The sequence below is a fragment of the Cupriavidus pauculus genome (assembly GCF_008693385.1).
Classification (GTDB): domain Bacteria; phylum Pseudomonadota; class Gammaproteobacteria; order Burkholderiales; family Burkholderiaceae; genus Cupriavidus; species Cupriavidus pauculus_D.
On record NZ_CP044065.1, the window covers coordinates 3,471,171 to 3,485,198 of the forward strand.

General features: G+C 59.9%; 8 protein-coding genes, 6 tRNA genes and 3 rRNA genes. 13 read left to right on the forward strand and 4 right to left on the reverse strand.

Annotated features, from left to right (window positions below; all coding sequences use genetic code 11):
* The first annotated feature begins 116 nt into the window (after positions 1–116).
* Positions 117–587 carry a universal stress protein gene (locus FOB72_RS15905; RefSeq protein ID WP_150373498.1) on the forward strand — a complete coding sequence of 157 codons (471 nt, stop codon included), beginning with the start codon at positions 117–119 and terminating at the stop codon, positions 585–587.
* A 14-nt stretch (positions 588–601) separates the two neighbouring features.
* On the opposite strand, the gene FOB72_RS15910 is transcribed toward FOB72_RS15905, so the two are convergent.
* The 4 genes from FOB72_RS15910 to FOB72_RS15925 all read right to left on the reverse strand — a co-directional run bounded on the left by FOB72_RS15910 (position 602) and on the right by FOB72_RS15925 (position 5,184).
* On the reverse strand, positions 602–877 hold the full coding sequence (locus FOB72_RS15910) for a DUF1488 domain-containing protein (protein ID WP_150373499.1): 276 nt from the start codon (positions 875–877) through the stop codon (positions 602–604).
* A gap of 70 nt (positions 878–947) precedes the next feature.
* A complete protein-coding gene (locus FOB72_RS15915) occupies positions 948–3,059 on the reverse strand; it encodes an FUSC family protein (protein ID WP_150373945.1) in 2,112 nt (703 codons plus the stop codon).
* A gap of 432 nt (positions 3,060–3,491) precedes the next feature.
* A complete protein-coding gene (locus FOB72_RS15920; RefSeq protein WP_150373500.1) occupies positions 3,492–4,736 on the reverse strand; it encodes a nucleoside recognition domain-containing protein in 1,245 nt (414 codons plus the stop codon).
* Positions 4,737–4,788: 52 nt separating this feature from the next.
* Positions 4,789–5,184 carry a DUF488 domain-containing protein gene (locus tag FOB72_RS15925; protein WP_150373501.1) on the reverse strand — a complete coding sequence of 132 codons (396 nt, stop codon included), beginning with the start codon at positions 5,182–5,184 and terminating at the stop codon, positions 4,789–4,791.
* Positions 5,185–5,686: 502 nt separating this feature from the next.
* Here FOB72_RS15925 and FOB72_RS15930 point away from each other — a divergent pair.
* From FOB72_RS15930 to nusG, 12 genes are all read left to right on the forward strand, one after another.
* Positions 5,687–7,218: ribosomal RNA gene (locus FOB72_RS15930) — 16S ribosomal RNA — on the forward strand.
* 63 nt (positions 7,219–7,281) lie between these two features.
* Positions 7,282–7,358: transfer RNA gene (locus FOB72_RS15935), tRNA-Ile, on the forward strand.
* A gap of 139 nt (positions 7,359–7,497) precedes the next feature.
* Positions 7,498–7,573, forward strand: a tRNA-Ala gene (locus tag FOB72_RS15940).
* 285 nt (positions 7,574–7,858) lie between these two features.
* Positions 7,859–10,737 (forward strand): 23S ribosomal RNA (locus FOB72_RS15945).
* A gap of 123 nt (positions 10,738–10,860) precedes the next feature.
* Positions 10,861–10,974, forward strand: a 5S ribosomal RNA gene (rrf, locus tag FOB72_RS15950).
* The 16S, 23S and 5S rRNA genes sit together here with 5 tRNA genes alongside, the layout of an rRNA operon.
* 289 nt (positions 10,975–11,263) lie before the next feature.
* Positions 11,264–11,349, forward strand: a tRNA-Tyr gene (locus tag FOB72_RS15955).
* A gap of 52 nt (positions 11,350–11,401) precedes the next feature.
* A tRNA-Gly gene (locus tag FOB72_RS15960) sits at positions 11,402–11,475 on the forward strand.
* A 38-nt stretch (positions 11,476–11,513) separates the two neighbouring features.
* A tRNA-Thr gene (locus tag FOB72_RS15965) sits at positions 11,514–11,588 on the forward strand.
* A gap of 42 nt (positions 11,589–11,630) precedes the next feature.
* On the forward strand, positions 11,631–12,821 hold the full coding sequence (tuf, locus tag FOB72_RS15970) for an elongation factor Tu (RefSeq protein ID WP_150373502.1): 1,191 nt from the start codon (positions 11,631–11,633) through the stop codon (positions 12,819–12,821).
* Between the two features lie 84 nt (positions 12,822–12,905).
* Positions 12,906–12,981 (forward strand) — tRNA-Trp (locus tag FOB72_RS15975).
* 59 nt (positions 12,982–13,040) lie between these two features.
* On the forward strand, positions 13,041–13,421 hold the full coding sequence (secE, locus tag FOB72_RS15980; protein WP_150373503.1) for a preprotein translocase subunit SecE: 381 nt from the start codon (positions 13,041–13,043) through the stop codon (positions 13,419–13,421).
* A gap of 10 nt (positions 13,422–13,431) precedes the next feature.
* Positions 13,432–14,013 carry a transcription termination/antitermination protein NusG gene (gene nusG, locus FOB72_RS15985; RefSeq protein ID WP_109585069.1) on the forward strand — a complete coding sequence of 194 codons (582 nt, stop codon included), beginning with the start codon at positions 13,432–13,434 and terminating at the stop codon, positions 14,011–14,013.
* The last annotated feature ends 15 nt before the right edge of the window (positions 14,014–14,028 follow it).

Below are 14,028 nucleotides of genomic sequence, written 5' to 3' on the forward strand. Positions count from 1 at the left end.
CCGATTGATCTGGCGCAAGTTGTAGGAATTCAGCGCCGCATTTTCGGCATGGGGTTACTTCCGCTGCGCACGGCCGGAGTAGTATCAATAAGCATCCACACCTCCGGAGGACTGAAATGACCAATGCGGCATACAGCAGGATCGTGGTGGCGGTCGATGGCAGCGCGACCGCCGATCTCGCACTCGGCGAGGCCATTCGCGTGGCCAGCGGCGGCGGCGCGACGGTCCTGGCGCTTTTTATCGTCGATAGCGGCGTGCTGCTGTTCGACGCGGGCTACTACGACGTCGGCCAGATGGAAAAGGCCTACGTCGATAGCGGGAAGGAAGCGCTGGAAAAGGCGGCGGCCCGACTGTCCGCGGCCGGCGTCGCCTACGAGACGCGCCTCGTCACCGAGCCCGCGGTCGTGGGCGATATCGCGGCCTCGCTCAACGAAGCCGCGCGGGAATGGAACGGCGATCTGCTCGTCATCGGCACGCACGGGCGCCGCGGCGTGCGCCGCATCGTGCTCGGAAGCGTGGCGGAAGCCGTGATTCGCGAATCGACGATGCCCGTGCTGCTGGTACGCGGAAAGCCTGCGGAAAAATAATGCCGCGAGGCGCGTCAGCCGGCGAAGCGGAAATGCCCGCTGCGCAGCACGATCTCGCGCGCCTCCGTCAGCTGGAACAGGCTCTCGGCAAGCTGCTCGATGCGTGAACGGTTGCTCGTGAACGCATCGACGAGGTCTTCCTTGCGCGTCGATCTGGCCCCGAAATGTGACTCGAGTGCCTCGGCGGTAATCGAGTAGAGCGTGTCGTTGCCATCGACCATGGCCGGGCAGGAAAGGGTCAGGCTGGCGGCGCAGTAGGTGGGCGTGGCGTGCGGGAACGAGATGGACATGGCGGACCTCGGGCGGTGGCGCGACCGATTGTGTAAAGCGGGTGAGACGGTCGCAAAGGTTCCAGTCATTCTAGGATATGGCCGTCGTCCGTAAAGGCCGGTCGAGCGCCGCCGCCGCCTCGCGCACGCTGTGCATGGCCGCATGGCCCGCTTCCACGCAGTGCAGCACGAAACGCGTCTGCTCGAGCAGGAACGCGTCGGCATCGCTGGCGGCTTCGGGCGTATCGGACAGTCCGCTGCCCATCGCGTCCGCAGCATCGAACGTCCGCCCGCGCCCCGCGCTGCCCGGGCGTACGGCCAGCTCCGCGAGGCTCGCCTCGATACCCTCGAGCATCGCCTGCACCGCTTCCGACGGTGCCGCTTCCGTCGCACCGGCGCGCACCACACCCGCAAGCGCAGCCATGCGGCGCGCCGTGGCGTGGACCCGCCCATACGCCACCTTGAGGTCCGTACTCAGATCCTCCGCACTCTGCGCCAGCGTATCCTCGGCACGCGTGGAGGCCCGCCCGGCCGCCACCCGAAGCGCCTCGAGCCGCGTGTGCGCGGACGATCCAGTCCGTGCGGCGCCGATGGCCGCGCGCAGGTACACGGCATTGGCCGCCAGCGCATCCAGTCCGTGCCGGAACGCGCGCGACAGCTCCGCGCGCGGCGACAGCACGAAATAGCTGGCCAGCGCGATCAGGCACCCGATCGCGGTATCGACACCGCGCAACGCCGCCACGTGGCTGCTGCTCGCCGCGGGTTCGCCCGTCCAGGAGAACAGGATCACCGCCGGCGTCAGGCAGAACGCGAACAGCCCCGCATTGCCGGCGAGCCGGCCGGCATAGGCCGCGGCAAGGAACAGCGCGCTGATGCCGAGCGCCAGCACCGGCGTCGGATGCGCAAGGCTGATCAGGCAGGCCGCGAGCGCCCCGGCCAGCGAACCGGCAAAGCGCTTGAACGAGATCTGGCGCGTCGTCTGCAGGCGCGGGCTCAGGACCATGATCACGGTCACGGCCACCCAGTAACCGTGGTCGAGCCGCCAGATCTGCGACGGCAGCAGGCTCAGTCCGCCGGCCATGGCCAGCCGCAGCCCGTGGCGCGTCACCTGCGCATCGCGCGCGGCCACTTCCGCAAGCCAGTGACCGAGCCGATCGATCCCGTGATGCAGGCCGCGACGGGGCCACGCAAACGACTCCTTCCAGTCCGCGAACACTGGAAACCTTGCCAGCGCGGCCAAAGCCGACTGATAGGTCGGCGGCGCGGAGGCGTTGGCGCGCTGCGCCACGAGCCGCCGCAACTCCTGCGCGAGAATCGCGGACAGCGCCGGCAGGTCGGGCGCGTGCTGCGTCAGCGCTTCGCGCACCAGTTGCTCGACCTCCCCGAGGCATCGCGCCGCATAGGCCAGCGGCAGATGGTGGGGCGTCGCGTCGGTATGCCTGCCGCGCAGTTCCGCGGCGACGATCAGCAGCGCAAAGATGGCGTCCGCCACGGCCACCGTGTACGCATAACGCAACATCCCGAGCGGATCGCGCCATCCGCGCCGCGCGAGCACGGCCGTGCGCGCCGCCTCGATCCGGCGCCGGATGTCCTGCTTGTACGGCATGGTGTCGTCAGGAAAGACCTCGGCCGCGATCGCGTGGGCAAAGCGGCTCAGCGCCTCGTACACCGCGATGATCTCCGCGCGCGGCCGCGTATCGCGCTGCGAGGGCAGCAGCACCAGACAGGCAAGGCAGGCGAAGAGTCCACCGCGCAGATAATCGAGGCTTGCGGTTGCCGCATGGGCCAGCACGGGCACATCGCCCGCCATGGGTTGCAGGCACGCGGCGATCAGCACGACATAGAGCAGCTTGGCACTGAGCGCCGCCGCAGGGCCGCGAACCTCGGCCAGTCCCGCCGCGATGCCGCCGGCAACCACGATCGGCAGCGCCAGCCAGGGCGCCTGCGACACCGCGCTACCGATCGCGCAGGCCAGTCCACCGCCAATGCCCACGGCACCGAGCACGCGCATCCGCGCGGCAGCCGTGCCGGATCGATCGGCCAGGCAGGTCCAGATCGACGCCGTTGCAGACCACAGATATCCGTTGTCGCCGGTCAGCACGCTCAGGCTCGCAAGCGCGAGGAACGCCAGCGCATAGACCACTCCACGCCGCACGAAGGCGGCATCCGGCCAATATCGAAGAAGACGCAGCGCGGCCGGCATGGCAAACATTCAGAGGGCGATCGGACTTGGTGGAAACACGGAGAAATACGACGATTGCATCGATTTCACTGTAATCGAACGATTGTTGCGTCGCAACAAAATAAGCCTTTTCGATGGGTTTGCCTCGCCCTTGTGCGGGGTTGCACCAACTTGGGGATAGGATGCTACGGAGACGGGCAGAAATGGGGCCAGAACGGCCGGATGGGCGGCGCGGTGCAAAAAATGCCGAATGATCAGCCGCTTGCGCGAAAACGCGAGAAAAAATGGGCAAAAAAAACCCGCGCAGGTTTGTGCGCGGGCTGGAATCCACCGAGGTGGTGGAGGAGACAGACTTCACTATACATGACTTGCTGCGTCGCACCAAGCTTCTTTTCGCCGGATGACTACAGCACCGCACATTCGTTGTCATCGTACAACACGGTCGTTCAGAATTTAGCGAAACAGATAGGCAATCCACACGGCCGCGCCGAGTCCCACGACATCCGCGAACAGCGCGCAGGCGAGGGCATGGCGGGTGTTGCGCACATTCACGCTCCCGAAGTAGACCGCGAGGACATAGAAGGTCGTCTCGGTCGATCCCTGGATGATCGCGGCCAGCCTTCCCTGGAACGAGTCGACGCCGTACGCGGTCATCACGTCCACCATCAGCCCGCGGGCCCCGGCGCCAGACAGTATCTTCATGAGCCCGACAGGCAAGGCCGGCACGAAGTCCGTGTTCATCCCCACCCAGGCGAACAACGCGGTCAGGCCGCCCATGAGCACATCCATGCACCCGGTCACGCGAAAGAGGCCGATCGCGACCAATATGGCAACCAGATAGGGAATGATCTGCACCGCGACGCCGAACCCTTCCTTGGCGCCATCGATAAATGCGTCATAGACGTTGACGCGCCGAATCGCGCCGCACAGCAGGAAGATCATGATCAACGTCATGATGAACCCGGCGCCGGCCAGCGCGGTCACCTGGCTGACCCGATCGGGTGGCGCATGCCGCAGCCACAGAAAGAGCAGCCCGATGAACGCCGCCACCACGGCAAACGCTCCCAGCACGGCCGGCTTCCATAGATTGAGCCGCTGCACCCACGCTACCGCGAGAAAGCCGGCCAGGCAGGAGGCGCCCGTGGCGAGCAGTGTCGGCAGAAAGATATCCGCCGCATTGAATCCCACCAGCCCTTGCTTGACCGCAATCGCCTGGCGGATGGCGATCACCGAGGTCGGGATCAATGTCAGGCCCGCCGTATTGAGCACGATGAACATGATCTGCGCGTTGGTCGCCGTATCGGGCGTCCGATTCAACGTCTGCAGCTCGCGCATCGCGGTCAGCCCGAGCGGCGTCGCCGCGTTGTCCAGTCCAAGCAGGTTGGCGGACACGTTCATCATCATCGCGCCCTGCGCCGGGTGGCCCTGGGGCACGCCGGGGAAGAAGTGCCGCAGCAGCGGGTTCACCAGCCGCGCGAAGAGGTCGATCACGCCCGCGCGTTCGCCCACGCGCATGATCCCGATCCACAGGCTCATCACGCCGGCCAGCCCCAGGGAGATCTCGAACGCCGTGCGCGCGCTGTCGAACAGGCTGGCGAGCATCGCGGGGAAGACGGCCGTATCGCCGAGCGCCAGCTTCACGCAGGCGGCCAGAAAGGCGAGCAGGAAGAAACCGAGCCAGACCAGGTTCAGTGCCATGGAGAGTTCACGTGCCGGCAAAGCTTGGCATCTTAGCCTGCCGACGCGCCGCTCAGATCAGCTTCGCACCCCGCTCGGCCAGCAGCGCCCGAAGAATCGACCGATGGCAGTAGTGCTCCTCCTCGCAGTAGCACCCGAGAGAGAAGTTCGTCTGATGCGATAGCGCCGCCAGCAGATCGAGCGTGCGGCTGGTATCGGCGACGGCCATCTCCGCCCGAAATTTCCGGACGAAGACGCGCCACGCCTTGTCATCCCGGGCGTGCTGGGCCGCCAGCGCCTCCGCCACCAGCTCCGCGGTCGGCGCAAGCACCGGGTACCAGACATCGTAGTAGTCGCGACTGGCAAACTCGGCCCGCGGCACCCCGCGCGGCGGCCGCCGCACCGTACCAAGACGCAAGCCCTCCTCCGCAGCGCGCGGCGATCCGAGACGGACGATACGAATGGCCAACGGAGCCTCCTGAACAAGAAAAAAAGCGATCGTGAAAAAAGTCCTTGCCAACCTCGTTTGCCCAGCTTAATATTCGCCCCCTCGCAACACAAACCGAACGCAGCAGCAGGCGGAAACGCAGCAGCGGCGCGGGTTGCGGGGAGATGGGGAGTAGGTCAGCAAGCGAGTCGGTTGAAAAAATAAATCGACGAACTAGTTGACGCGAAGCAAGAAACGCTACATACTCTCGCTTCTTCGCTGCAACGAAATACGCAGCGACAAGGCAGCAAAAAACGCAGGCGACAAAGTCGAATGCGCAAGTTCTTTAACAAACAAACAACCGATAAGTGTGGGCGCTTGATGACGGCGCACCGAAAGATCTTTGGTCTCTCGGCAAGCTTCAAAAGTTATCAGTGCTCGCACAGTAAAACATGTTGGTTTCGTCTTCGGACGGAGCCAGTCAGTTTTCTGAGAGTGAGCGACCGCTCGAAAGAGCGAGGTGCTTCGGCACCACACAGGTATTGAACTGAAGAGTTTGATCCTGGCTCAGATTGAACGCTGGCGGCATGCCTTACACATGCAAGTCGAACGGCAGCGCGGACTTCGGTCTGGCGGCGAGTGGCGAACGGGTGAGTAATACATCGGAACGTGCCCTGTTGTGGGGGATAACTAGTCGAAAGATTAGCTAATACCGCATACGACCTGAGGGTGAAAGCGGGGGACCGTAAGGCCTCGCGCAATAGGAGCGGCCGATGTCTGATTAGCTAGTTGGTGGGGTAAAGGCCCACCAAGGCGACGATCAGTAGCTGGTCTGAGAGGACGATCAGCCACACTGGGACTGAGACACGGCCCAGACTCCTACGGGAGGCAGCAGTGGGGAATTTTGGACAATGGGGGCAACCCTGATCCAGCAATGCCGCGTGTGTGAAGAAGGCCTTCGGGTTGTAAAGCACTTTTGTCCGGAAAGAAATCGCGTTGGATAATACCTGACGTGGATGACGGTACCGGAAGAATAAGCACCGGCTAACTACGTGCCAGCAGCCGCGGTAATACGTAGGGTGCGAGCGTTAATCGGAATTACTGGGCGTAAAGCGTGCGCAGGCGGTTTTGTAAGACAGGCGTGAAATCCCCGGGCTCAACCTGGGAATTGCGCTTGTGACTGCAAGGCTAGAGTGCGTCAGAGGGGGGTAGAATTCCACGTGTAGCAGTGAAATGCGTAGAGATGTGGAGGAATACCGATGGCGAAGGCAGCCCCCTGGGACGTGACTGACGCTCATGCACGAAAGCGTGGGGAGCAAACAGGATTAGATACCCTGGTAGTCCACGCCCTAAACGATGTCAACTAGTTGTTGGGGATTCATTTCCTCAGTAACGTAGCTAACGCGTGAAGTTGACCGCCTGGGGAGTACGGTCGCAAGATTAAAACTCAAAGGAATTGACGGGGACCCGCACAAGCGGTGGATGATGTGGATTAATTCGATGCAACGCGAAAAACCTTACCTACCCTTGACATGCCACTAACGAAGCAGAGATGCATTAGGTGCCCGAAAGGGAAAGTGGACACAGGTGCTGCATGGCTGTCGTCAGCTCGTGTCGTGAGATGTTGGGTTAAGTCCCGCAACGAGCGCAACCCTTGTCTTTAGTTGCTACGCAAGAGCACTCTAGAGAGACTGCCGGTGACAAACCGGAGGAAGGTGGGGATGACGTCAAGTCCTCATGGCCCTTATGGGTAGGGCTTCACACGTCATACAATGGTGCATACAGAGGGTTGCCAACCCGCGAGGGGGAGCTAATCCCAGAAAATGCATCGTAGTCCGGATCGTAGTCTGCAACTCGACTACGTGAAGCTGGAATCGCTAGTAATCGCGGATCAGCATGCCGCGGTGAATACGTTCCCGGGTCTTGTACACACCGCCCGTCACACCATGGGAGTGGGTTTTGCCAGAAGTAGTTAGCCTAACCGCAAGGAGGGCGATTACCACGGCAGGGTTCATGACTGGGGTGAAGTCGTAACAAGGTAGCCGTATCGGAAGGTGCGGCTGGATCACCTCCTTTCCAGAGGCTGCGCGCCTTAAGTCAAGCGTTCACACTTATCGGTTTGTTTGCTGTTACAGCCAAGGGTCTGTAGCTCAGGTGGTTAGAGCACCGTCTTGATAAGGCGGGGGTCGTAGGTTCAAGTCCTACCAGACCCACCAAGTCACGATGGTGCGAGCGAAAGTTCTACGGTAATTCACAAGAACCAAGCGAGACGCGAAGCGAGGTTGCGCAGCATAGCGGAAGCTATGTAAGCAGCCGAGCGACAAAGTATCGCGCCGGTTATTGTGGATTAGCGACGGGGGATTAGCTCAGCTGGGAGAGCACCTGCTTTGCAAGCAGGGGGTCGTCGGTTCGATCCCGTCATCCTCCACCACTACCTTGGATTGGTCGCCAAATGAAAGCACTTAAGACTGAGTGCTTTCATTTGGCTTTGCCAAGATCGTTCAGACGAAGTCTGATCGGCTGTTCTTTAACAATATGGGATGTAGTAAAGGTGTCGCGAAGCGTTGATGAGACGCTGAATTACCCAACGCGATACCGGGTTGTGATTGTATCAACCAAATGTAATCCAGTGATCGAAAGATGACTTGGAATACGGCACAAACGCGAGAACTCAGAACCTATGGTGAGCAGTGTCCTTGAGACACACTCGTTATAGGGTCAAGCGAACAAGTGCATGTGGTGGATGCCTTGGCGATCACAGGCGATGAAGGACGCGGTAGCCTGCGAAAAGCTTCGGGGAGCTGGCAAACAAGCTTTGATCCGGAGATGTCCGAATGGGGAAACCCGGCCCGAATGGGTCATCCCTTGCTGAATACATAGGCAAGGGAAGCGAACGCGGCGAACTGAAACATCTAAGTAGCTGCAGGAACAGAAATCAACCGAGATTCCCAAAGTAGTGGCGAACGAAATGGGAAGAGCCTTGTACTCTTTAGCAGTGGTGTTAGCAGAACGGGATGGAAAGCCCGGCCATAGCAGGTGATAGCCCTGTATGCGAAAACACGATTGTGGAACTAGGTGTACGACAAGTAGGGCGGGACACGTGAAATCCTGTCTGAAGATGGGGGGACCATCCTCCAAGGCTAAATACTCGTGATCGACCGATAGTGAACCAGTACCGTGAGGGAAAGGCGAAAAGAACCCCGGGAGGGGAGTGAAATAGATCCTGAAACCGCATGCATACAAACAGTCGGAGCCTGGAAACGGGTGACGGCGTACCTTTTGTATAATGGGTCAGCGACTTACATTCAGTGGCAAGCTTAACCGATTAGGGAAGGCGTAGCGAAAGCGAGTCCGAACAGGGCGTTGAGTCGCTGGGTGTAGACCCGAAACCAGATGATCTATCCATGGCCAGGTTGAAGGTGCGGTAACACGTACTGGAGGACCGAACCCACTAATGTTGAAAAATTAGGGGATGAGCTGTGGATAGGGGTGAAAGGCTAAACAAATCTGGAAATAGCTGGTTCTCTCCGAAAACTATTTAGGTAGTGCCTCGTGTCTCACCTTCGGGGGTAGAGCACTGTCATGGTTGGGGGGTCTATTGCTGATTACCCCGCCATAGCAAACTCCGAATACCGAAGAGTGCAATCACGGGAGACAGACATCGGGTGCTAACGTCCGGTGTCAAGAGGGAAACAACCCAGACCGCCAGCTAAGGTCCCCAAGATTGGCTAAGTGGGAAACGAAGTGGGAAGGCTAAAACAGTCAGGAGGTTGGCTTAGAAGCAGCCACCCTTTAAAGAAAGCGTAATAGCTCACTGATCGAGTCGTCCTGCGCGGAAGATGTAACGGGGCTAAGCCAGTCACCGAAGCTGCGGACGCGCGCAAGCGCGTGGTAGGAGAGCGTTCTGTAAGCCTGTGAAGGTGTCTTGTAAAGGATGCTGGAGGTATCAGAAGTGCGAATGCTGACATGAGTAGCGATAAAGGGGGTGAAAGGCCCCCTCGCCGTAAGCCCAAGGTTTCCTACGCAACGTTCATCGGCGTAGGGTGAGTCGGCCCCTAAGGCGAGGCAGAGATGCGTAGCTGATGGGAAGCAGGTTAATATTCCTGCACCGTCGTATGATGCGATGGGGGGACGGATCGCGGAAGGTTGTCCGGGTGTTGGAAGTCCCGGTCCCTGCATTGGAGAAGGCGCTTAGGCAAATCCGGGCGCGGAATTCAAGAGTGTGGGGCGAGCGGCTTTATGCTGCGAAGCAATCGGAAGTGGTTCCAAGAAAAGCCTCTAAGCTTCAGTCATACGAGACCGTACCGCAAACCGACACAGGTGGGCGAGATGAGTATTCTAAGGCGCTTGAGAGAACTCGGGAGAAGGAACTCGGCAAATTGGTACCGTAACTTCGGGATAAGGTACGCCCTGGTAGCTTGACTGGCCTGCGCCAGAAGGGTGAAGGGGTTGCAATAAAATGGTGGCTGCGACTGTTTAATAAAAACACAGCACTCTGCAAACACGAAAGTGGACGTATAGGGTGTGACGCCTGCCCGGTGCCGGAAGATTAAATGATGGGGTGCAAGCTCTTGATTGAAGTCCCGGTAAACGGCGGCCGTAACTATAACGGTCCTAAGGTAGCGAAATTCCTTGTCGGGTAAGTTCCGACCTGCACGAATGGCGTAACGATGGCCACACTGTCTCCTCCCGAGACTCAGCGAAGTTGAAGTGTTTGTGATGATGCAATCTCCCCGCGGCTAGACGGAAAGACCCCATGAACCTTTACTGTAGCTTTGCATTGGACTTTGAACCGATCTGTGTAGGATAGGTGGGAGGCTTTGAAGCGTGGACGCTAGTTCACGTGGAGCCGTCCTTGAAATACCACCCTGGTTTGTTTGAGGTTCTAACCTTGGCCCGTGAATCCGGGTCGGGGACAGTGCATGGTAGGCAGTTTGACTGGGGCGGTCTCCTCCCAAAGTGTAACGGAGGAGTTCGAAGGTACGCTTGGTACGGTCGGACATCGTACCTAAAGTGCAATGGCAAAAGCGTGCTTAACTGCGAGACCGACAAGTCGAGCAGGTGCGAAAGCAGGACATAGTGATCCGGTGGTTCTGAATGGAAGGGCCATCGCTCAACGGATAAAAGGTACTCTGGGGATAACAGGCTGATACCGCCCAAGAGTTCATATCGACGGCGGTGTTTGGCACCTCGATGTCGGCTCATCTCATCCTGGGGCTGTAGCCGGTCCCAAGGGTATGGCTGTTCGCCATTTAAAGAGGTACGTGAGCTGGGTTTAAAACGTCGTGAGACAGTTTGGTCCCTATCTGCCGTGGGCGTTGGAATCTTGACGGGGGCTGCTCCTAGTACGAGAGGACCGGAGTGGACGTACCGCTGGTGTACCTGTTGTCTCGCCAGAGGCATCGCAGGGTAGCTATGTACGGAAGAGATAACCGCTGAAAGCATCTAAGCGGGAAACTCGCCTGAAGATGAGGATTCCCTGGAGGCTTGACCTCCTTGAAGGGTCGTTCGAGACCAGGACGTTGATAGGCTGGGTGTGGAAGCGCAGTAATGCGTTAAGCTAACCAGTACTAATTGCCCGTAAGGCTTGATCCTATAACCAGTGTGTCTTGCCTGGTGATAGCGTTCCGCTAATGTGCCGGCCATATACGACACAACCCCCTTTACTACACCCAGATTCGTCACGCTGACCTCCGGTCAGCGTGACAACCCCTTATGCCTGGTGACCATAGCGAGTTGGAACCACCCCTTCCCATCCCGAACAGGACCGTGAAACAACTCCGCGCCGATGATAGTGCGGATTACCCGTGTGAAAGTAGGTCATCGCCAGGCTCTTATGCTCAGAACCCCTCAGCGCACTCCGCTGAGGGGTTTTGTTTTTGGTGCGATCGACGGTGCGATCGTGCCGCGATGAGATCGTTACGCTGCTTTCAGCGCCCTGGCGGCGCCCCTATAGGGTGAGAGCGTGATGTTCATCGCGTCGGTTGTGGTTCGCTTCTGCGGCGTTTCTTGCCGCGGCAGGCAGTCTGACAAGACTTACCGCAAAGCCTCCGCCTGTAAGGTTTCAGGGCGAAGTGCTTGACAGTCTTGGCCAGATTCACCATAATCTCAAGTTCTCTGCGGAGAGGTGCCCGAGTGGCTAAAGGGGGCAGACTGTAAATCTGTTGGCTTACGCCTACGCTGGTTCGAATCCAGCCCTCTCCACCAGAATGCAAGACAGCAACCCGGCTTAGCCGGTGTGAAGCAGGAAGTAGCCCGGGCGGGTGTAGCTCAATGGTAGAGCAGAAGCCTTCCAAGCTTACGACGAGGGTTCGATTCCCTTCACCCGCTCCAGCGTCGCGGTTGCCGTCAGCGAAGTAGTTCCAAGTTTCGCCCATGTGGCTCAGTGGTAGAGCACTCCCTTGGTAAGGGAGAGGTCGGCAGTTCGATCCTGCCCATGGGCACCAAATACCCGCACTGGCAGTTGCTACCGAGACAGGAGTCGCGAAATGGCAAAGGAAAAGTTCGAACGGACCAAGCCGCACGTGAACGTTGGCACGATTGGTCACGTTGACCATGGCAAGACGACGCTGACGGCGGCAATCGCCACGGTGCTGGCTTCGAAGTTCGGCGGCTCGGCAAAGAAGTACGACGAAATCGACGCGGCGCCGGAAGAGAAGGCACGTGGTATCACGATCAACACGGCACACGTGGAGTACGAAACGGCGAACCGCCACTACGCCCACGTTGACTGCCCGGGCCACGCTGACTATGTGAAGAACATGATCACGGGTGCGGCGCAGATGGACGGCGCGATCCTGGTGTGCTCGGCCGCTGACGGCCCGATGCCGCAGACGCGCGAGCACATCCTGCTGGCGCGCCAGGTTGGTGTGCCGTACATCATCGTGTTCCTGAACAAGTGCGACATGGTGGACGACGCCGAGCTGCTCGAGCTGGTGGAAATGGAAGTGCGCGAGCTGCTGTCGAAGTACGACTTCCCGGGCGACGACACGCCGATCATCAAGGGTTCGGCCAAGCTGGCGCTGGAAGGCGACAAGGGCGAGCTGGGCGAAGTGGCGATCATGAACCTGGCCGACGCGCTGGACACGTACATCCCGACGCCGGAGCGCGCGGTTGACGGTACGTTCCTGATGCCGGTGGAAGACGTGTTCTCGATCTCGGGCCGCGGTACCGTGGTGACGGGTCGTATCGAGCGCGGCGTGGTGAAGGTCGGCGAAGAAATCGAAATCGTGGGTATCCGCCCGACGGTGAAGACGACCTGCACGGGCGTGGAAATGTTCCGCAAGCTGCTGGACCAGGGTCAGGCTGGCGACAACGTGGGTCTGCTGCTGCGCGGCACGAAGCGCGAAGACGTGGAGCGTGGTCAAGTTCTGTGCAAGCCGGGCTCGATCAAGCCGCACACGCACTTCACGGGTGAGGTCTACATTCTGTCGAAGGACGAAGGTGGCCGTCACACGCCGTTCTTCAACAACTACCGCCCGCAGTTCTACTTCCGTACGACCGACGTGACCGGCTCGATCGAGCTGCCGAAGGACAAGGAAATGGTCATGCCGGGTGACAACGTGTCGATCACGGTCAAGCTGATCGCCCCGATCGCCATGGAAGAAGGTCTGCGCTTCGCTATCCGCGAAGGTGGCCGTACCGTCGGCGCCGGCGTCGTGGCAAAGATCCTCGACTAAGCAGTATCACTGGCGAACGCGATACCAACCGGTCGCGTTCGTTTGCCAGAGGGGTTGGCCTGGTGCCGACCCCGCAGTTGTTTTAGGGGTATAGCTCAACTGGCAGAGCGTCGGTCTCCAAAACCGAAGGTTGGGGGTTCGATTCCCTCTGCCCCTGCCAATTCAATCAGCCGCGTCGCGAGGAGCAATCGCGACGCGGCTTAGTCTCGTTTGCGAAACATGGCCAATCCCAATGTCGAAACCGTAGGTGCCTCGAGCGGCAAGTGGCTGCTCGCGGTGGCGGTGCTGCTGGTGGTTGCCGGAGTCATCGGATTCTACGTGCTGGCGCAGCAGCCGGCCTACGTGCGTGGTGCTGCGCTGTTCGCCGGGCTCGCGCTCGGCGTCGTCGTCGCGCTGGTCTCCGCCCCCGGCAAGGACTTCGTTGGATTCGCCAAGGAATCGTATCGGGAAGTTCGCAAGGTCGTATGGCCGACGCGCAAGGAAGCAGGTCAGATGACGGGACTGGTGTTCGTCTTCGTCGTTGTCATGGCGCTGTTCCTGTGGTCGGCCGACAAGCTGATCGAATGGGTGATCTTCTCGCTCGTTCTTGGCTGGAAATAAGAGGTAGCACATGACGGATAACGCCCAGCAGGAAACCACCGCCGCGGAATCGCCTTCGTCGAAGAAGCGCTGGTATGTCGTGCATGCTTATTCCGGCATGGAAAAGAGCGTGCAGCGCGCGCTGCAGGAGCGCATCGATCGCGCCGAGATGCAGGACAAGTTTGGTCGCATCCTCGTGCCGTCGGAAGAAGTTGTCGAGATCAAAGGCGGTCACAAGTCGGTGACCGAGCGTCGTTTCTTCCCGGGCTACGTGCTCGTGGAAATGGAAATGACCGACGAGACGTGGCACCTCGTGAAGAACACGAGCAAGGTCACCGGTTTCGTGGGCGGGGCGCGTAATCGCCCGAGCCCGATTTCCCAGCGGGAAGTCGACAAGATCATGACCCAGATGCAGGAAGGGGTCGAGAAGCCGCGTCCCAAGACGCTGTTCGAAGTGGGCGAAATGGTGCGCGTCAAGGACGGCCCGTTCACCGACTTCAACGGCAACGTCGAGGAAGTGAACTACGAGAAGTCGCGTCTGCGCGTCTCGGTCACGATCTTCGGACGCGCGACGCCGGTCGAGCTCGAGTTCGGCCAGGTCGAGAAGGTGTAAGGAGCTTTGCCCGGC